The following is an 18,330-nucleotide window of genomic DNA, read 5'->3' as shown; positions in this document are numbered from 1 at the left end:
ACGAGCGAGGTGGGGCCCCTTTTCGCGTCCTCGGGTTTCGCGTCCTCGGGGGACTACCGGTTCCAGGTGCGGGTGCGCAGCGGCAGACCGGAGGCGCCGTCGTCCGGTGTCCTGATCGCCAGGACCTGGTTGACGCCGATGCGGTTGCGTTCGAAGGCCAGGGCGGAGGCGGCCATGTACAGCCGCCAGACGCGGGCCCGGCCGGGTCCGGCCAGCCGTGCCGCGCGCTTCCAGTCGGCCTCCAGGTTGACCACCCAGCGGCGCAGGGTGCGGGCGTAGTGCTCGCGGATCGACTCCACGTCCCGCACCTCGAACCCGGCCCGTTCCAGCTGGGTGACGGTGGTGCCGATCGGGGCGAGTTCGCCGTCCGGGAAGACGTAGGCGTCGATGAAGTCGTCGACGTTGTAGGCCGACTCGTCGCGCTGCGGGCGCCGCGCGATCTGGTGGTTGAGCAGCCGTCCGCCGGGCTTCAGCAGCCCGTGCAGCTCCTGCGCGTACTCCAGGTACCGCTCGGCCCCCACGTGCTCGGCCATCCCGATCGACGAGATCGCGTCGTACGGCCCGTCCCGGACGTCCCGGTAGTCCTGGACCCTGATCTCCACCCGGTCCGTCAGACCCTCGTCGGCGACCCGTTTACGGGCGAACGCGGCCTGTTCCTGGGACAGGGTCACCCCGACGACGCTCACCCCGTGCTCACGGGCCGCGTGGATGGCCATGGAGCCCCAGCCGCAGCCGACGTCGAGGAGCCGCTGACCGGGGGTCAGGCCCAGTTTGGCGCTGACGAGTTCGAGTTTGTCGCGCTGCGCCGTCTCCAGGGTGTCCGCGTCCTCGGCGGCCCCCCAGTAGGCGCACGAGTACACCATCGACGGGCCGAGCACGATCTCGTAGAAGTCGTTGCCCACGTCGTAGTGGTGGCTGATGGCCCGTCTGTCGCTGTGGCGGGTGTGCAGGTGCCGGCGTCTGCGCACCTCCTCGCGGGGCGGGGCGGGCGGGATCGGCGGCCCCGCGAGCCTGAGCAGGTCCCGGGCCGCCGCCCGCACCCGGGGGTCGCGCAGGGCTTGGGCGAGGGTGCGGGCGTCCTCCCCGCGCTCCCAGATCAGCCCGGACATCGCGGCCAGGGCGGTGTACAGGTCGCCCTCGATGTCCAGGTCGCCGGCGACCCAGGCGCGGGCCAGTCCCAGCTCGCCCGGCTTGAACAGCATGTGGCGCAGGGCGCGGCGGTTGCGGATGACGAGCGCCGGGGCGTCCGGCGGCCCGGCCTGCGATCCGTCCCAGGCCCGCAGTCGTACCGGGAGCGGAACCCCCAGCACCTGCTCGGCGATACTTCTCAGCCGCGACGCGGCGTCAGCCATGGCACACCTCCAAGACATCGATCCCGGATGCCGGTTACCACGTAAACACCGTGAGGGCAGCAGCGCAGTCCCGCAAAGGAGTTACGACTGGGCAAAACAGCTGTATCAGCCACGTAGTTGGCCGGGGCCCCGGGAACGCCGAAGGACCTCCCGCACCACGGATGGCGGGAGGTCCTTCGGGTGGTTCAGCGACCCGGGGCCGAGGTCAGGAGGCCTTGGCCTTCTCCTCGGTCTTCGGGGCGGCGACCGGCGCGGGCTTGGCGGCCTCGTAGAACTCCTCGCGGGGGTTCTCCATGGCGCCCAGGGACACGACCTCGCGCTTGAGGAACATGCCGAGCGTCCAGTCGGCGAAGATGCGGATCTTGCGGTTCCAGGTCGGCATCGCCAGACCGTGGTAGCCACGGTGCATGTACCAGGCGAGACGGCCCTTGACCTTGATCTTGGCCTTGCCCAGGACGATCATCGCGACGCCCTTGTGCAGACCCAGACCGGCGACCGCGCCCTTGTTGGCGTGGCTGTACTCCTTCTGCGGGAAGCCCCGCATGCCGGAGACCACGTTGTCGCCGAGCACCTTGGCCTGCCGCAGCGCGTGCTGCGCGTTCGGCGGGCACCAGGCGTTCTCGACACCGGCCTTGCGGGCGGCGACGTCCGGCACCTGGGCGTTGTCGCCCGCGGCCCAGATGTAGTCGGTGCCCTGCACCTGGAGGGTCGGGGCGGTGTCCACGTGACCGCGCGGGCCCAGCGGCAGCCCGTAGCGGGCGAGCGCCGGGTTCGGCTTGACGCCGGCCGTCCACACGATCGTGCTGGAGTCGACCTCGAGGCCGTTCTTCAGCACCACGTGACCGTCGACGCAGGAGTCCATCGAGGTGGAGAGGTAGATCTCCACACCGCGGCTCTCCAGGTGCTCCTTGCCGTACAGGCCGAGCTTGGGGCCGACCTCGGGGAGGATCTTGTCGGCGGCGTCCACCAGGATGAAGCGCATGTCCTCGCGGGACACGTTCTTGTAGTACTTCGCCGCGTCGCGGGCCATGTCCTCGACCTCGCCGATGGTCTCCGCGCCCGCGAAGCCACCGCCGATGAAGACGAAGGTGAGCGCCTTGCGGCGGATCTCCTCGTCGGTCGTGGAGTCGGCCTTGTCCAGCTGCTCGAGGACGTGGTTGCGCAGGCCGATGGACTCCTCGATGCCCTTCATGCCGATGCCCTGCTCGGCGAGGCCGGGGATCGGGAAGGTACGGGAGACCGCGCCGAGCGCGATGACCAGGTAGTCGAAGGGCAGCTCGTACGCCTCGCCGACCAGCGGGGCGATCGTGGCGACCTTGCGGTCCTGGTCGATGGTGGTGACCCGGCCGGTGAGGACCTCCGCCTTCGGCAGCACGCGTCGCAGCGGGACGACGACGTGCCGGGGGGAGATGCTGCCGGCGGCGGCTTCGGGGAGGAAGGGCTGGTAGGTCATGTACGACCGGGGGTCGACGACCGTGACGGTCGCCTCGCCGTAGCGCATCTTCTTGAGGATGCGCCGAGCTGCGTACAGGCCTACGTACCCACCGCCTACTACGAGGATCCTGGGACGCTCCGTGGTGCTCATGGCATCGAGTATCCACCCGCCCAGGGGGGCCCGCTCGTGCGCCCCTTCACAAGCTTCCACAGGGGTCGTGCTACACTCCGCGGCCCACGTGACACAGGTCATGGTCACCGGCGGGAACCCACTTCCGATACGACCCGTTGTCAATGCCGCGTGAGCTGCCTCTCCAGGCTTCCGGGGGCACCGTGAGGACCCCCGATGTCACCCTCACGAGCGCCTCCCGGAACGCCCCCTGGACGCTCTCCTGAGCACCCGCACAGGCCCGTTGTGACCCCGTACGGCCCAACAGGCCCCTTCGGACCCCTCACCTGCGCGGAATTCCTTGTGAAGAACTTCACGAAGGTTTCCGACGGAGTGTCGTGGCACGGCGTGTCACAGGCCGAAAAACCGCTCATCCGTAGACCTGACCTGCTCAACCGAGGCCTCCGGGAGGCCTCTGAACAGGGCTACGCGACGGACCAGGCGATGCCGTCCAGGATGTCGTGCTCGCTCACCACGACCTCCTCCGCACCCACCCGCTCCATGATCGACAGGAGGACGAGGGCACCGGCTCCGATCACGTCGACCCGGCCGGGGTGCATGGAGGGGATCGCCGCCCGCTCGGCATGCGTCGACCGCAGCAGCCACTCGGTGAGCTCCCGGACCCTGGCACAGGGGATGCGGGAGTGGTGGATGGCGGCGGAGTCGTACTCCGGCAGGTCCTGGTGGATGGCGGACAGCGTGGTGACGGATCCGGCGAGACCGACCAGGGTGCGCGCCTCGCGCAACGGCACGGTCTCCTCCGCGAGGTCGAGGGCCCGCTCGATGTCGGCCCGCATCGCGGCGGTCTCGGCCTCCGTGGGCGGGTCACTGACGTGCCCCTCGTGCACCAGGTGCCGCTCGGTCATCCGCACACAGCCGACGTCCACGGAGCGGGCGGCCCGCACGTGCGCGTCACCGACCACGAACTCCGTCGAACCACCGCCGATGTCCACGACGAGGAACGGCTTGGCGAGGTCGTCACGGCCGCTCAGTTCCCTCGTCGCCCCCGTGAAGGAGAACTCGGCCTCCTGGTCACCGGTGATGACCTCGGGCTCCACGCCCAGGATGTCCAGCACGCCCCGCACGAACTCGTCCCGGTTCTCGGCGTCACGGGACGCGGAGGTGGCGACGAACCGCAGCCGCTCCGCGCCGTGCTCCTTGATGACGGCCGCGTACTCCCGGCACGCGGCGAAGGTCCGCTCCAGCGCCTCCGGCGCGAGCCGCCCGGTCCGGTCGACACCCTGCCCGAGCCGGACGATCGTCATACGGCGGTCCAGGTCGACGAGTTCCCCCGTCTCCGGGTGCACGTCGGCGACGAGGAGGCGGATGGAGTTCGTACCACAGTCGATGGCGGCGACGCGGGTCACTTGTCGTTCTCCTCGGTGTGCGCCGACGCGTGGTCACCGGACAGCGTCACGCACGCCCCCTTGGCCCACCACTGCGGCAGCATCGCGATCGCCTCGTCGCCCAGCGGGTTCACGCCCGGCCCCGCCGCCAGCGAGTGCGCGACGAGCACGTGCAGGCACTTCACCCGGTCCGGCATACCCCCCGCGCTCGGAAAGCCCGTCAGCTCCTCGATCTCGTCCCGGCGCCGGATGTAGTCCTCGTGCGCGGCCCGGTACGCCGCCCCCAGCTCCGGATCGCTCTCCAGCCGGGCCGTCATCTCCTTCATGACGCCGTTGGCCTCCAGGGTCCCGATCGCGGACGCGGCCTTCGGGCACGTCAGGTAGTACAGCGTCGGGAACGGCGTCCCGTCCGGCAGCCGCGGCGCGGTCTCCACGACGTCCGGCTGCCCGCACGGGCACCGGTGCGCGATCGCCCGCAGCCCGCGCGGCGGCCGCCCGAGCTGCTGCTTGAAGGCCTCGACGTCGGCGTCGGTGGGCTCGGTACGCGGAGTGGAGGGCGGAGGCGTTTGCATGACTGTGTTCTGCGTGGCTTTCTGTCGGTTCACTGGTCGGACGCGTCGGACTTGTCGACGCCGTCCCAGACGTTCGCGTACCAGGGCCGGTCGGCCGCCCCGAGGTCCGCGCGCGCCTGCTTGGCGGCACCGGGGTCGATCACGACGTACCCGGTCTCGCCCGGCATCACGTAGTGCAGCCGCTGCCGGATCTGCTGCTCGGCGTAGGTGTCGTCCTGCCACCGCGCCTTCAGGTCGCGCAGCTGCTCGACCCGCTGCCGGGCCTGCCGCTGCTGGCGTTCCTGGTCGGCGATCTCGGCGCGCTGGGAGACGTACTGCCGCATCGGATAGGCGAGCGCGACGATCATCGTGCACAGCACGATCGCGAGCAGCGCCGCCCGGCCGGTGAGCCGGGAGCGGCGGGCCTGCCGTTTGGTCTGGGAGCGGTAGACCCGGGCCGCCGTCTGCTCGCCGAGCAGCTTGAGCCTGGTCGCGGTGGAGAACCGGTCCCGGTCCTTCACGGCCATGTCCCCGCCTCCCTGATACGTGCGTACGTCCCCGCACACGGTACGGGACCGGGTACGGGGACGTACGTACGACTGGCTAAGCCTTACCCACGAGAGGCGGTACCGGCTCAGCCCTTGAAACGGGGGAACGCGGAGCGGCCGGCGTACACCGCCGCGTCGTCGAGGATCTCCTCGATGCGCAGCAGCTGGTTGTACTTGGCGACGCGCTCGGAGCGGGCCGGGGCACCGGTCTTGATCTGGCCGCAGTTGGTGGCGACGGCCAGGTCCGCGATGGTGACGTCCTCGGTCTCGCCGGAGCGGTGGGACATCATGCACTTGAAGCCGTTGCGCTGGGCGAGCTCGACGGCGTCCAGGGTCTCGGTCAGCGAGCCGATCTGGTTGACCTTGACGAGCAGGGCGTTGGCGGTGCCCTCCTCGATGCCGCGGGCAAGGCGCTCCGGGTTGGTGACGAACAGGTCGTCGCCGACGAGCTGGACCTTGTCACCGAGCTTGTCGGTGATGACCTTCCAGCCGGCCCAGTCGTCCTCGAACAGCGGGTCCTCGATGGAGACCAGCGGGTACGCGGCGACGAGCTCCTCGTAGTACTCGGTCATCTCGGCGGCCGAGCGGGACTTGCCCTCGAACTCGTACTTGCCGTCCTTGTAGAACTCGGACGCGGCGACGTCGAGCGCGAGCGCGATCTGCTCGCCGGGGATGTAACCGGCCTGCTTGATCGCCTCCAGGATGAGGTCGAGCGCGGCGCGGTTGGACTCCAGGTTCGGGGCGAAGCCGCCCTCGTCACCGAGGCCGGTGGACAGCCCCTTGGTCTTCAGGACCTTCTTCAGGGTGTGGTAGACCTCGGCACCCCAGCGCAGCGCCTCGGAGAAGGACTCCGCGCCGATCGGGGCGATCATGAACTCCTGGATGTCGACGTTGGAGTCCGCGTGCGAGCCGCCGTTGAGGATGTTCATCATCGGGACGGGCAGCAGGTGCGCGTTCGGGCCACCCAGGTAGCGGAACAGCGGCAGGTCGGACGCCTCGGAGGCGGCGTGCGCGACGGCGAGGGAGACGCCGAGGATGGCGTTGGCGCCGAGCGAGCCCTTGTTGTCGGTGGCATCCAGGTCGAACATGGCCTGGTCGATCAGGCGCTGCTCGGTGGCGTCGTAGCCGACCAGCTCCGGACCGATCTGCTCGATCACGGCGAGGACGGCCTTCTCGACACCCTTGCCGAGGTAGCGGTTGGGGTCGCCGTCACGGAGCTCGATGGCCTCGAAGGCACCGGTGGAGGCGCCGGACGGGACGGCGGCACGACCCGTGCTGCCGTCGTCGAGGCCGACCTCGACCTCGACCGTGGGGTTGCCTCGGGAGTCCAGGATTTCCCGGGCTACGACGACGTCGATGGACGGCACGAGCATCTCCTTCTTGGGATGTGACGCTGGTTGTGCGGGGCGCACGCGGGCCTTGTCGGCCCTTGCTCAGCCTTGCGACTAGAGCCTAACCGTCCCAGGGCCGTCAGCCGGCCGACCGACCGGCCCGTGGACACCCTGACGGTACTCATTGTTCATGCGCGGAACAAAGGGGGCCCCGCATGAAGAACGGAAGAAGAGCGGGTCAAGCGACAACCGCAAAGAGAAACCCCGCTCCGGTGCGTTCGGGGGGAGACGCACCGGAGCGGGGGCCCGTGGGGGACGGGGGCGGCCCTCACGTGGTCCCCACTATGCGGACCACGGTTGAGAGGGGGCTGTGATTCAGCTGGGTCTTACTTCAGGTGCAGCTGCTGGCCGGGGTAGATGAAGTCGGCGTCCTCGACGATGTCCTTGTTCAGCTTGAACAGCGCCTGCCAGCCACCCTTGACCTTGTGCTTCTCGGCGATCGAGCTGAGGGTGTCACCCTTGACGACCTTGTACTCGCCGTCGCCCTTCTTGACCTTCTTGCCGGTCGGGGTGGAGACGGTCTTGGACGCGGCCGGACGCTCGGCGGACCGGGAGGCGGCCTGCGTGTCGGTCGTACGGCTGCTGCTGGAGCCGCTGCTCGACGAGCCGGAGGAGCTGGAGCTGGACGAGCTGGTGCTGCCGCCGGTGTAGGCGGCGCCGGACAGACCCTTGCCGCAGACCGGCCAGGCACCCTTGCCCTGGGCGGCGAGGACCTTCTCGGCGATCTGGATCTGCTGGGCCTTGGAGGCCTGGTTGGCCTGCGCGGCGTAGGCGGTGCCGCCGTACGCGGCCCAGGTGGAGGCGGAGAACTGCAGACCGCCGTAGTAGCCGTTGCCGGTGTTGATGGACCAGTTGCCGCCTGACTCGCACTGGGCGACCGTGTCCCATTCGGAGGCGGTGGCGGCGGAGGCGCTGCCGGCCGCCATCAGCGGGGCGGCGACGGCGGCACCGGTGACACCGGCGACGGCGATGGCGCGGACGGCCTTGGACGGACGACGGTGCTTGCCCTTGCCGGAAAACAGCATGGAGGATCCCCTCACCGACGCCTGCGAGGTGAGCTGTCGGGTTCGGGCCGGTTGAGTTGCCCGGCCGCACGGCCCGCTCTCGCGAGACGCGCGGCTCCACCCCTAGCCGGTTCCGGCGGCCTTTCGGCCGTGAGCCCTCGTGGGCTCAACTGCCGGACCCGGCGCTTACCTTGGGTCCCCCGCTCCTGCCTACGGCGCTTGCGCGACGACTGTTCCCGGGCGGTCGCTGGCAGGACTCGGCGTTGCGACAGCCGGGGCTCGTGGTGACGAGCGGCCTCGACCGTAAACAGACGATCAGGTGAATTTCAAAGATGATCAGGGCTTCTGAGACTCATCCCACACTTTCACCAAAACGGGCATTAGCCCCGAAGCGGGACGTCAACTCCCGCTACTTTTCGTCCGATTCGCTGCTGAGTTTCAGGGTCTGACCGGCTGCGATGTTGTTCGGGTCGGCACCGATGTCCGCCTTGTTCGCGGCATAGAGCGCGCGCCATCCGCCGTCCAGGCCAAGGGAGTCGGCGATGGAGGCGAGGGTGTCGCCATCGCGGACGGTGTACGTGCCGGCCGCCACGGAGGCGTGACGACCGGAGGATGCGGCCTTCTGACCGTTTGTCACGCTTTCGTCCGCCGAGTCACCGCGGTGCTTGCCGCCGCCACTGACGGCGCCCGTGTCGACCAGACTCCAAGAACTGCCGGTCTGCCATGAATTGTCCGAGTCGCTGTCGTCGTCCGCGATGACGGGGTTCTCGCTCGCCTTGGGCGTGGCGGAGCCGGAAGACGACGACTTGTCCGTCTTGCCGGACTTGTGGGACGTGTCCTTCCCGGAGTCGTCGCTCGCGCCGGAACTCGGCGACGGGCTCGCGGACTCGGTCCCGGAGCCCTTCGCCGTCGACGAGGAGCCGGAGCCGGCCGGGGTGGACGAGTCGGACAGCCCGGAGGACGCGTCGGAGGAGTCGTCCGCGGACCCGGACGCGTCACCCGATCCGTCGAGGCCCGTGTCGACGTCCACCGAGGCGTCGTCCGACGACAGCCCGGCCAGCAGGGCGCAGGTCCGCCAGGGCTTGGTGCCCTGGTCCGCGAGTATCTTCTCGGCGACCGCGATCTGCTGCGAGCGGCTCGCCTGGTCGGGCGTCGCGGCGTAGTCCGAACCGCCGTACTTGTCCCAGTCGTCCTGGGACATCTGCAGGCCGCCGTAGTAGCCGTTGCCGCTGTCCATGCTCCAGGAACCGGCGCTCTCGCACTCGGCCACCTTGTCCCAGGTCGTGCCGTCGGCCGCGTTGGCGCTCGCGGCGCCGAGCAGCGGAATGGCGATCGCGGAGCCGGTCACGCCGGCCGCCACGAGGAGCGCCGGAGCCTGACGGGGGCGACGGTGACGACCGTTCCCGGAGAGCATGCGGAAACCTTTCGAGCGACAGCGATGAGCGGCACGGCGGGTCCCGCGAGGGCGCCGCGCTGATGGGTGAACGTATCGGCAGACGATCACTTGTCACAAGTTAATGCCGCGCAGATCACGTGAAGATCACAGACTTGAGTGCTGGTCACCTTTGGTACGTGGGGGCCGAACGGAGGCCCCGGAGGCAGCCGGACGCCGGGCTGTCACGCCTCGGGGGTGAACGCCACGGGGAGCGTGCGCAGTCCGCGCATGATGAGCCCGCCCCGCCACCGCAACTCCCCCTCGTCCGCCGCGAGTCGCAGGTCGGGGAGGCGGGTGAGCAGGGTGGCGAGCGCCGTCTGCCCTTCGAGCCGGGCGAGCGGGGCACCGAGGCAGTAGTGGATGCCGTGGCCGTATCCGAGGTGCTGGTTGTCCCGCCGGGAGAGGTCGAGCGTGTCCGGTTCGGCGAACCGCTCCGGGTCCCGGTCGGCGGCCGCGAGTACGACGAGGACCGGGTCGCCTGCCGCGATGTGCTGTCCGCCGACGACCAGCGGCTCGGTGGCGAACCGCCAGGTGGCCAGCTCCACCGGGCCGTCGTAGCGCAGGAGTTCCTCCACCCCGGTCTCCAGGAGGCCGCGCTCCCCGGCGGCCAGGGAGTCCCGCAGGCGGGCATGCTGCTCGGGGTGCGTGAGCAGGGCGTACACGCCGTTACCTATCAAGTTGACGGTGGTTTCGAAACCGGCGAACAGCAGGATGAAGGCCATGGCGGCGGCCTCGTTCTCGGTGAGGTGCTCACCGTGGTCGGATGCTCTGATGAGCCCGGAGATCAGGTCCTCCCCGGGGCCCGGCTCGGCCGGCAGCGCCTCCCGTTTGCGGTGGATCAGCTCGGCCAGATACCCGCGCATCTTCTTCACGGACCGCGCCACCCCGCCCCTCGGCCCGCCTCCGTGCCGGATCATCATCCCCGCCCAGTCCCGGAAGTCGTCCTGGTCCTCCCGGGGGACGCCCAGCAGGTCGCAGATGGCGTAGATGGGGAGCGGAAAGGCGAAGTCGTGGATGAGGTCCGCCTCCCCCTTGTCCGCGAACCCGTCGATGAGCCGGTCGGTCAGCTCCTGCACCCGGGGCGTGAACTCGGCCACCCGGCGCGGTGTGAACGCCTTGCTGACCAGCCGCCGCAGCCGGGTGTGGTCCGGCGGGTCGATGTTCAGCAGGTGGGTCATCAACTCGGCCTTGCGCTCGCCGGGGATCCCGGTCTTCCCCCTGGCGTGCGCGGGCTCGTCGTGATGCGCCGGGTTCTTGCTGAGCCGGGGGTCCGCGAGGGTCTGTCTGGCATCGGCGTACCGGGTGACCAGCCAGGCCTCCACACCGCTCGGGAGGGTGGCGCGGTGCACGGGGGCGTGCTCGCGGAGCCAGGCGTAGGCAGGGTAGGGGTCGGTCGCGAACTCCCAGGTGAAGAGTTCGGGGGCGGTTGCGGCCCGGGCGGTGGCGGCCGGGTGGGGCTGGTCGGTCACTCCTCAGTCCTGTCCTTCGGTCCGCCGGATCGCGTCCCGGTACGCGCGGGCCGCTGCTCTCAGGGCCGCTTCCGGGTCCACGCCCTCTGTTTCGGCGCGGGCGGCCAGGGCCAGGAGTTCGTAGCCGATGCCTTCGCCGGTGGGGACGGGGACGTCCAGGCCGGCGGTGCGGACGCGGGAGGTGAGCTTGGCGGCGAGGGCGAGGCCGGGCTGGCCGAGGGGCACGCCGTCGGTCACCGACTTGCGCTGCTTCTCGACCGCCTTCTTGCGCAGCCAGTGCTCCTTGACCTCCTCCGGCGTGGACGCCGTCTCGTCGCCGAAGACGTGCGGGTGGCGGTGGATGAGTTTGGCGACGATCCCCGCGGCCACGTCGTCGACCGAGAAGGGGGCCTCCGGGTCCTCCTCCGCTATCCGGGCGTGGAAGACGACCTGGAGGAGGACGTCGCCCAGTTCCTCGCGCAGTTCGTCGCGGTCACCGGCCTCGATCGCCTCGACGAGTTCGTACGCCTCCTCGATGGCGTACTTCGCCAGGCCCTCGTGGGTCTTCTGGGACGACCAGGGGCACTCCTCGCGGATGCGGTCCATGACCTGGACGAGGTCGAGGAGACGGGCGCCGGGCAGGTCGTAGGAGGCGGGGAGCAGTTCCAGCTCGGGCATCCGGACCCGGCCGGAGCCGGCCAGGCGGGCCAGGCCGTCCGTGAGCGCGGGCTCGCCCTCGCCCGTCGCCACGACCACCACGGTGCGGCCGCCGGCGCAGTGGTCGACCAGTTCCTCGGCGGTGGGGGCGGCCTCGTCCACGGCCGTGCCGGCCTCGCGCAGGTACGGCAGCTGTGGATGCGCGCCGTCCGCGCACAGCACGCGGTCGGCGGTGCGCAGGGCCTGCCAGGCGGGCCAGGACAGCAGGCCGGGGGCGACCCGGTGGCTGGTGGTGAGGAGGACGATGCGGCCGGCGTCGGTGCCGGGCTCCGGGATGGTGGGTTCGGGCCTGGTGGTGTTCACGCTCCGAACGTAACGCACGGCCGCCGCCGACCTCGTGGTTTGTCCACAGGGCCGGGGGGATCAAGCGATCGTATGACCGCCGTCCCGCCCTGGGGAGGGTCGCGTCATGCGGACGTCTGGGTCCCGGCCGACGTGACCTCCCGTACCCACGGCGTCCTGGCGTCCACCCGGCTGCTCTTCTGGACGTCCCAGGCGCCGTAGCGCGGGTTGAGGTCGACGTGGAGTTCCTCGGAGGCCTGGGAGAGGGCCTTCCAGAAGGCGGGCTGCGAGGTGTCGGTGCCGAGCGCCTGGGCGAGTTTCCCGGCCTCCACCTGGAAGCGGAGGTTGTCGTCAAGGCGCGCGGGGGCGATGCCGTACTTCTGGAGCCAGGCGGTCTCCAGTGCCTTGGCGCCGCCGGCCTGCCGTTGCAGGCGGGTGCGCATCTCGTCGACCTCCTTGCGGGAGGCGCTGACGCCGGCGTCCTGGGCGGCCCGGTGCAGTACCCGGTCGAGGACCATGTTGTAGAGGGTGTCCCGGGTGAGGCTGCTGGTGGCGGAGAGGACCTGCTGGTACTGCGCCTGGTCCGGCACCGCGGCACGCTGTGCCTGCCGCACCTCGTTCACGCGGTTCTCCAGTTGCGAGACGGTGATCCGCTGCCCGCCGACGACGGCTGCCGCGCCCGGGTGCGCGCCGCTTCCGCAGGCGGTGAGGAGAGGGGCCGCGGCGGCGATCGCGGCGGACAGGACGAGCGCGGTGCGACGGCGGCGGTGCAAGGAGGCCTCCCGAGGAGATTGTGCGACGGTGCACAAGGTCTTGCGGTGATCGATGGTAGGCAGTGGGCAAGCTCAGGCCAACCCATTCGACCAACGATTCCCGCACGCGTCCGGCACCGCCGCGCCACCCCCCGGAAGGGTTTGCGGGTCACCCCGCCGGGCGGACCCCGCCACGGTCACCCCGCCGGGGTCACCTCCCGATCACCGCGTCGCGGCCGCCCCGCCGCGGCTCCGGGTTCAGCCCGTGATCGCCACCGGGGCGTCCCACGCGTCGCGGTCCACGGTGATCGTGTAACCGCCGCGGGTCTCCTTGCTGTTGACCATGTACTGGTGCGCCCGGCTGTGGCCGGTGAACTGGGTGGCGCCGAACGGCCAGTCCGTGGTCGTGGTGTTCGTCTTGTCCCACAGCGCGTACCAGAGGTTGCCCGGCAGGTCCGTCTTGTCCGTGGCGTTCGCGATCGCCTTGGCGCTGGAGCTGGTGAAGCCGTAGAGGCCCGCGCGGTACGTCTTGGCGCGCAGTTCCTTGTCGAAGGCGCGGACGTACGTCAGCACGGCGTTGTTGCACGACGTGTTCGTCGTGTCGTACGCCTCCATGTCGAGGTAGATCGGGCTGCCCGCCTTCATGCCGAGGGCGGCGGCCTTGGCCACGGCGTCGTCCGCCTCGGACTTGCCGACGGAGGCCGCGGTCGAAGCGCTGATCTTGACGGAGCCGCCGGATCCGCAGGACGGCTGGGAGCCGACGTAGAGCGGGACGAGCTTCCAGCCCACCGCGGAGACGGACTTGACCCAGGAGGCGGTGAGGTTGGGCTGGGCGCAGCCGCGGTTCCTGCCGCCGATGTAGACGGCGGCGGCGCCGTAGAAGCCGGTGTTCCAGGCCTTCATCGCGGCGAGGGAGGGCGCGGCGCAGGTGTCGAAGGCGCGGCCGGTGAACGTCTTCTGGGCGGGCCAGGTGGTGGCCGCCATGGAGGTCTGCGCGGCGATCCCGGCTCCGGCGACGACGGCGGCGCCCGCGACGCCCCAGGTGATGTATCTGCGCTTCTTCGACTGCCGATGGCTGGACATACCGGATCCCCACCCCTGTGTGTGCACTATGCAAGGAAGTTCTGCGGAAAACGGACGGCAACCTATCAGGCGCGGCGGGACTAGCCGCGCACCTGCCCCAGCCACTGCAGCGTCCGCCGGACCTCCGCCGCCATGGGGTGGCCGGGTCCGTGCAGGCGCTCCACGTCGAACAGCAGCCGGGTGAGGGTGTCGTGGGCGGCCGGCCGGTCGCCGAGGGCGAGCAGCAGGTGTCCGATCCGGCGGCGCACGTCGTGTGCGAGCTGGGGGTCGCCGGCCACGTACTGGTTCTCGTAGTACGGCAGCAGCGCGCGGTACTCGGCGAGTGCCGCCGCCGGTTCGCCGAGCTGTTCCAGGCACTGGGCGATCTCGTAGCGGAAGCGCAGGGACTGCGGGTCGGCCTGGCCGGCCTCGGCGGCGCGTTCGTCGGCGAGCCGGCGCAGTTCGGGCAGCGCGCGCCGGTACTGCCCGTCGTCCATGAGGGTGGCCGCGTACTGCTTGCGCAGGGTCCGTACGACCGTGGAGCGCTCCCCGTGCTGGTCGGCGGCGACCGGCAGGATCGCGCCCAGGATGTCGACGGCCTGGGTGATCCGCCCTTCGCCGAGCAGCCGTTTGACCTCGTCGACGGCGGTGGCGACGTCGGGTCTGCCGGGTACGGCGGCCACCGGGGCGGCGGGCTGCGGCGCGGGCGTGCGCGCGCGGTCCGGCCAGGGGGCGTGCGGGCGCAGGAAGGGACGGGTGGGGTCCAGCGGCGCCCCGGAGGGCGTCCCGCGCGCGGGCAGCAGCGACGCCAGGTCCTCGTAGACCTCCTGCGCCGACGCCGGCCGGTGCTGCGGGTCCTTGGCCAGCAGGCGCAGCACGAGGCTTTCGAGCGGCTCCGGGACCTCGGGGCGGATCCGGCGCACCGGCACCGGCGGTTCGTACAGGTGGCGGTGGAGCACGCCGAGGGCGGTGGAACCCGCGAACGGCACCTCCCCGCTGAGCAGTTCGTGCAGCAGTACGCCGAGCGCGTACAGGTCGGTGTACGGGCCGACCGCGCCGCCCATCGCCTGCTCGGGCGCCATGTAGGCGGGCGAGCCGATCGGGGAGCCGGTGTGGGTGAGCCGGGTGGTGTCCGTGTCCATGACGGAGGCCACGCCCAGGTCGAGGACGGTGACCGTGCCGTCCTGCTTCACCATCACGTTGCGCGGCTTGAGGTCGCGGTGGACGATCGGCACCGCGTGCACGGCGCTCAGCACGGCGCACAGCTGCGCGGCCACGGCCACCGCCCACTGCCACGGGTAGGGGTCGTGTTCCGCGAGGTGGTCGGAGAGGTCGGCGCCGTCCACGTACTGCATCACGAGGAACAGGTCCTCGCCCTCGCTGCCCGCGTCGTGCACGGTGACCAGGCCCGGGTGGTCGACCTGTGCGGTCACCCGGCACTCCCGCAGGAACCGCCGGCGCAGCTCCTCGGCCTCCGCGCCCGCGACCTTGTCGGGCCGCAGCAGCTTCACCGCCACGCGCCGGTCGAGCCGCTGGTCGTACGCCGTCCACACCTGGCCCATGCCGCCCTGGCCGATGATCGTGGACAGTTCGTAGCGGCCGGCGACGACCCGTCCCGTCGCCACGGTCATCTGCCGCTCTCGTGGTGGCCGTCGTGCTTGCGCAGGTAGTCGCTGAGTTCGTCGAGTTCGGCGCGCACCTGTTCGATGCGGGCGGGCGCCGGGCGCTGGGGCGGGGCGGGTATCGGGGGGTGCGCGGCCGGCTGCTGGGGGATCGGCGGCGGGGTGTGCGGCGGCCGTGTGTCCAGGGGCGCCGTCCCCATTCCCGTGGTGTACGGCGAGACGGGGGGCGTGTAGCCGTACGCCTGCGCCGCGTACGCCTCGCGCCGGCGCTGGAAGTGCCGTACGTCGGCCACGAGGTAGTAGACGACGGTGGCCAACAGGACGCCGAACAGCAGGGTGATGCCCAGGTAGCCGCCGGGGGTGTGCACGTCGTCGCCGGGTTCGCTGCCCAGCAGTACGAGGCTGAGGACGTCGGCCGCCGCGACCGCCACCAGCAGGCCGTAGTCCGCGGACCGGCGGGTCACGACGGCCAGCCGCAGCATCATCACCCATGCCAGGAAGCCGAGACTGAACACGCCCGCCGCCACGAACACCAGGCGCAACAGGACCAGTACCGCGTCGTGCGGCGGCCGCTGCACCGGCTGCGCATGGCCCTGGCCTTGCATGATCGCTCCTGTGTTCCCGGAAAAGGGCGTGGGTGCCCGCCCGGTGCGGCCCGCGCGCGGACGGCACCGGTCGTACGGTGGTAGTCCCGAGCATATGGCCCGGCGCGGACATCCGGTCGGGGTTGTACCGAACCGTTGTGCGCAGCCCGGCCGGTGAGCCGGCCCCCCGTACGGGTGACGGCTCAGTCGGGCGCGACCGTGCCCACGGTGAGACCGTCGTACATCCCGCGCACGAGTTGCTCCCCGAGCCGGCTCGTGCGCCGAAGCGCCCGCTCGAACTCGTCGAGTGCGCGGAAACGGGCGCCGTAGCGCCGCTGTTCCTCCAGCGGGAGCCGGGGCAGTTGCAGCCGGCGTACGTCCAGCCGGGTCGCGGTGGAGGCGTAGCTGCTGGCCTGCCGGTTGTTGGCGCTGCCGCGCAGGAAGCCGGCGAGGAACCAGGCGTCGAGCGCCGTGCGGTCGGGGCGCAGCAGCACGAGGTTGCGGCCCAGGGCGGCGCCCGCCGTGGCGTCGTCGACCACGCGCGCGACCGAACCCCCGCCGAGCACCGGCACGACGACGTCGCCCGGCTCGGTGAGCACGGCCTCCTCCTCGCTCTCGGGAAGCGCGCCCGAGGGCGCCGTGCCGGCGAGGACGTCCTGGTCGGTGAGGACGGGCACGCGCGCGTGGCCGCCGTGACCACCGGTGCGCAGCACCAGCGCGCCGCCGCGGGCGAGTTCACCGACGGTGGTGAGCGGCCAGCGCGCGGGCGGGGCCTGGCCGGCCGGGGGCGGGGTGAGGTCGGCGGTCAGCCGCAGGGTCTCGCCGAGCCGTTCGCGGACCGCCGTGAGTTGCTCGGCGCCGTCCGCCGCGGCCGGCGGCGGCAGGTGGCGGGCGGGGGCGAGATCCACGTCGTCGTCGAGGAGTTCGATGACCGGCACCGCGCGGGCCGGCACCGGCCGTCCGCCCGGGTCCGTGCCGCGCTCGAAGGCCCGCCAGGCGTCCAGTACGGCGTCCCGTACCGCCGCCCGGTCGGGGCCGCCCCGCCCCTCCCCCGCGAAGCTCCCGGTGTCCACGAGCAGCACCTGGGGTGTGGCCGGGGTCCGGTCGGGCCGCCGCAGCACCCATAGGTGCAGCGGGATGTTGTACGGCGGCGCCGTCCCGACCGGCAGCGCCACCACCGCGCGCAGCGCGCCCCGGCGCAGCAGGTCGGCGCGGATCCGGCGGCCGGAGCGGCGGGACGCGGCGGCCGGCGGCATCAGCAGGACCGCGGTGCCGCCGTCGGCGAGCCGGGCGAGGGCGTGCTGCACCCAGGCCAGCTCCGACTCGGTGCGCGCCGGGAAGCCGTACTCCCAGCGGGGGTCGTAGGCGAGTTCGTCGTGGCCCCAGTTGCGTTCGTTGAACGGCGGATGGCAGAGCACGGCGTCGGCGCGCAGTTCCGGGTGGGCGTCGGCGCGCAGGGTGTCGCCGGTGGCGCCGTGCACGCGGGCCCGGGAGTGCAGGGCGAGGCGCAGCGCGGTGAGTGCGGCGAGACCAAGGGCGCTGTCCTGGGCGTACAGCTGCTGCCCGGGGCCGGTGTGCACGGCCCGCAGCAGGGCGCCGGTGCCGCAGGCCGGGTCCAGGACCGTGCGGGCGGGCCCGGCGAGGTCGGCCATGAGGCCGGCCAGGTCGGGCGGGGTGAGCGTGTTCTGGCGGGGGCTGGCGTCGAGGTGCCGGCCCAGCAGGAACTCGAAACACTGCCGGGCCCCCGACTCGGCGGCCAGTTCGGCGGCACCGCGCAGGAGGGGGACGGACGGCAGGAGCTGGGGGCCGGTGGGGGTGCGCGGCTCGGCGTTCACCGGGCCGCCGACCGGTGCGGGGTTCAGGGGGGCGTTGAAGGAGCCGGGGTTCACAGAGCCGGTGGGTGCGCCGGGGTTCACAGGGCGGGTGGGTGCGCCGGGGTTCACAGGGCCGGTGGGCGAGCCGGGGTTCACAGGGCCATGGGGCGCCCCGGTGTTCACGGGGCCGTTGGCTGAGCCGGTGTTCACAGGGCGGTGGGGTGGTGCGGGGTTCACAGGGCCGTTCGGTGGTGCGGTGTTCACAGCCCTGTTCGCCTGCTCGGTGCCGAAGCGGGAGGCCAGTACCTGGTCCAGCGCGCCGGGCAGCATCGCGGCCAGTCGTTCGTCGGAGCCGGCGCTCACGTCGAGCCAGACGGTGGGGCGTTCGTGGATCAGCAGCAGGGCGCAGCCGGCGTGCACCAGCGCGGTGAGCGGGCCGTCGGGGTGTCCGGCGAGGTGCTGCCAGACCCGTTCGCGCAGTGGGACCTCGGCGAGTTTGCCCTGTCCGCGCAGCCAGGCCTCGACCTCGGCGAGCGCGAAGGCGGGGCTGGTCTCGGTGCCGCCCACCGGTTTGGGGAAGTCGGCATGCCGACGGCGCCAGTTGCTGACGGCGGCCCGGCCCACCCCGGCGAGCCGTGCGATACCGGCCGCGGTCACCTCTGTGGCGTTGTTCTGCACGCGCCCCCGCTCCCCTCGTCCCGTGATGCGCCGAGCATACCGACGCGCACGGGATCCACTGGTTCACGGCCGTGTACACGGCGTGTCGCATGCATCGTGTTGACTCGGTTCACAGGCTCTGCTCTTATTGACCTCGCGAAC

15 protein-coding genes and 1 riboswitch are annotated in these 18,330 nt (G+C 71.5%); all 15 genes read right to left on the bottom strand.

Features of this window, described 5'->3' with window-relative positions; translation table 11 throughout:
- Positions 1–53 precede the first annotated feature (53 nt).
- Entirely contained in the window at positions 54–1,352 is a 1,299-nt protein-coding gene (locus MB828_RS40270) for an SAM-dependent methyltransferase (RefSeq protein ID WP_133027888.1), read from the bottom strand.
- A gap of 205 nt (positions 1,353–1,557) precedes the next feature.
- A complete protein-coding gene (locus tag MB828_RS40265) occupies positions 1,558–2,937 on the bottom strand; it encodes an NAD(P)/FAD-dependent oxidoreductase (RefSeq protein ID WP_133027889.1) in 1,380 nt (459 codons plus the stop codon).
- A gap of 443 nt (positions 2,938–3,380) precedes the next feature.
- The gene (locus tag MB828_RS40260; RefSeq protein ID WP_301652483.1) at positions 3,381–4,322 is read right to left on the bottom strand and encodes a Ppx/GppA phosphatase family protein; all 942 of its coding nucleotides are present in this window, start codon (positions 4,320–4,322) and stop codon (positions 3,381–3,383) included.
- Positions 4,319–4,873: a DUF501 domain-containing protein gene (locus MB828_RS40255; protein ID WP_301652482.1), complete on the bottom strand. Its 555-nt coding sequence runs from the start codon at positions 4,871–4,873 to the stop codon at positions 4,319–4,321. The genes MB828_RS40260 and MB828_RS40255 overlap by 4 nt, the downstream gene beginning before the upstream one ends.
- Before the next feature lie 29 nt (positions 4,874–4,902).
- Positions 4,903–5,379, bottom strand: coding sequence for an FtsB family cell division protein (locus tag MB828_RS40250; RefSeq protein WP_046731699.1), 477 nt, complete (start codon positions 5,377–5,379; stop codon positions 4,903–4,905).
- A gap of 107 nt (positions 5,380–5,486) precedes the next feature.
- Entirely contained in the window at positions 5,487–6,773 is a 1,287-nt protein-coding gene (gene eno, locus MB828_RS40245) for a phosphopyruvate hydratase (protein WP_133027892.1), read from the bottom strand.
- 344 nt (positions 6,774–7,117) lie between these two features.
- Entirely contained in the window at positions 7,118–7,816 is a 699-nt protein-coding gene (locus MB828_RS40240) for a transglycosylase family protein (protein WP_133027893.1), read from the bottom strand.
- A gap of 3 nt (positions 7,817–7,819) precedes the next feature.
- Positions 7,820–8,023, bottom strand: a riboswitch (cyclic di-AMP (ydaO/yuaA leader).
- 181 nt (positions 8,024–8,204) lie between these two features.
- Positions 8,205–9,209 (bottom strand): transglycosylase family protein, encoded by a 1,005-nt coding sequence (locus tag MB828_RS40235; protein WP_301652481.1) that lies wholly within the window; start codon positions 9,207–9,209, stop codon positions 8,205–8,207.
- 203 nt (positions 9,210–9,412) lie between these two features.
- Entirely contained in the window at positions 9,413–10,699 is a 1,287-nt protein-coding gene (locus tag MB828_RS40230) for a cytochrome P450 family protein (protein ID WP_301652480.1), read from the bottom strand.
- Between the two features lie 3 nt (positions 10,700–10,702).
- Positions 10,703–11,698 (bottom strand): nucleoside triphosphate pyrophosphohydrolase, encoded by a 996-nt coding sequence (locus tag MB828_RS40225; protein WP_301652479.1) that lies wholly within the window; start codon positions 11,696–11,698, stop codon positions 10,703–10,705.
- A 104-nt stretch (positions 11,699–11,802) separates the two neighbouring features.
- The gene (locus MB828_RS40220) at positions 11,803–12,450 is read right to left on the bottom strand and encodes a SurA N-terminal domain-containing protein (RefSeq protein ID WP_133027898.1); all 648 of its coding nucleotides are present in this window, start codon (positions 12,448–12,450) and stop codon (positions 11,803–11,805) included.
- A 237-nt stretch (positions 12,451–12,687) separates the two neighbouring features.
- Positions 12,688–13,512 (bottom strand): glycoside hydrolase domain-containing protein, encoded by an 825-nt coding sequence (locus MB828_RS40215; RefSeq protein ID WP_133027899.1) that lies wholly within the window; start codon positions 13,510–13,512, stop codon positions 12,688–12,690.
- Positions 13,513–13,592: 80 nt separating this feature from the next.
- Complete coding sequence (locus MB828_RS40210; protein ID WP_301652478.1) at positions 13,593–15,122, bottom strand: serine/threonine-protein kinase; 1,530 nt, start codon at positions 15,120–15,122, stop codon at positions 13,593–13,595.
- On the bottom strand, positions 15,119–15,718 hold the full coding sequence (locus tag MB828_RS40205; protein WP_301652477.1) for a hypothetical protein: 600 nt from the start codon (positions 15,716–15,718) through the stop codon (positions 15,119–15,121). Before MB828_RS40205 ends, MB828_RS40210 begins: the two co-directional genes overlap by 4 nt.
- 182 nt (positions 15,719–15,900) lie before the next feature.
- On the bottom strand, positions 15,901–18,189 hold the full coding sequence (locus MB828_RS40200) for an N-6 DNA methylase (RefSeq protein WP_301652476.1): 2,289 nt from the start codon (positions 18,187–18,189) through the stop codon (positions 15,901–15,903).
- Between the last annotated feature and the right edge of the window lie 141 nt (positions 18,190–18,330).

The sequence above is a fragment of the Streptomyces arenae genome (assembly GCF_022343545.1).
Classification (GTDB): Bacteria; Actinomycetota; Actinomycetes; order Streptomycetales; family Streptomycetaceae; genus Streptomyces; species Streptomyces humi.
This window is presented reverse-complemented; position numbering and strand designations above follow the sequence as displayed.

What these genes read in the sequence shown, in the direction of transcription:
- eno (WP_133027892.1), bottom strand. Translation starts at nt 6,773, where the DNA reads ATGCTCGTGCCGTCCATCGACGTCGTCGTAGCCCGGGAAATCCTGGAC.
- MB828_RS40215 (WP_133027899.1), bottom strand. Translation starts at nt 13,512, where the DNA reads ATGTCCAGCCATCGGCAGTCGAAGAAGCGCAGATACATCACCTGGGGC.
- MB828_RS40240 (WP_133027893.1), bottom strand. Translation starts at nt 7,816, where the DNA reads ATGCTGTTTTCCGGCAAGGGCAAGCACCGTCGTCCGTCCAAGGCCGTC.
- MB828_RS40210 (WP_301652478.1), bottom strand. Translation starts at nt 15,122, where the DNA reads ATGACCGTGGCGACGGGACGGGTCGTCGCCGGCCGCTACGAACTGTCC.
- MB828_RS40255 (WP_301652482.1), bottom strand. Translation starts at nt 4,873, where the DNA reads ATGCAAACGCCTCCGCCCTCCACTCCGCGTACCGAGCCCACCGACGCC.
- MB828_RS40265 (WP_133027889.1), bottom strand. Translation starts at nt 2,937, where the DNA reads ATGAGCACCACGGAGCGTCCCAGGATCCTCGTAGTAGGCGGTGGGTAC.
- MB828_RS40205 (WP_301652477.1), bottom strand. Translation starts at nt 15,718, where the DNA reads ATGCAAGGCCAGGGCCATGCGCAGCCGGTGCAGCGGCCGCCGCACGAC.
- MB828_RS40235 (WP_301652481.1), bottom strand. Translation starts at nt 9,209, where the DNA reads ATGCTCTCCGGGAACGGTCGTCACCGTCGCCCCCGTCAGGCTCCGGCG.
- MB828_RS40270 (WP_133027888.1), bottom strand. Translation starts at nt 1,352, where the DNA reads ATGGCTGACGCCGCGTCGCGGCTGAGAAGTATCGCCGAGCAGGTGCTG.
- MB828_RS40250 (WP_046731699.1), bottom strand. Translation starts at nt 5,379, where the DNA reads ATGGCCGTGAAGGACCGGGACCGGTTCTCCACCGCGACCAGGCTCAAG.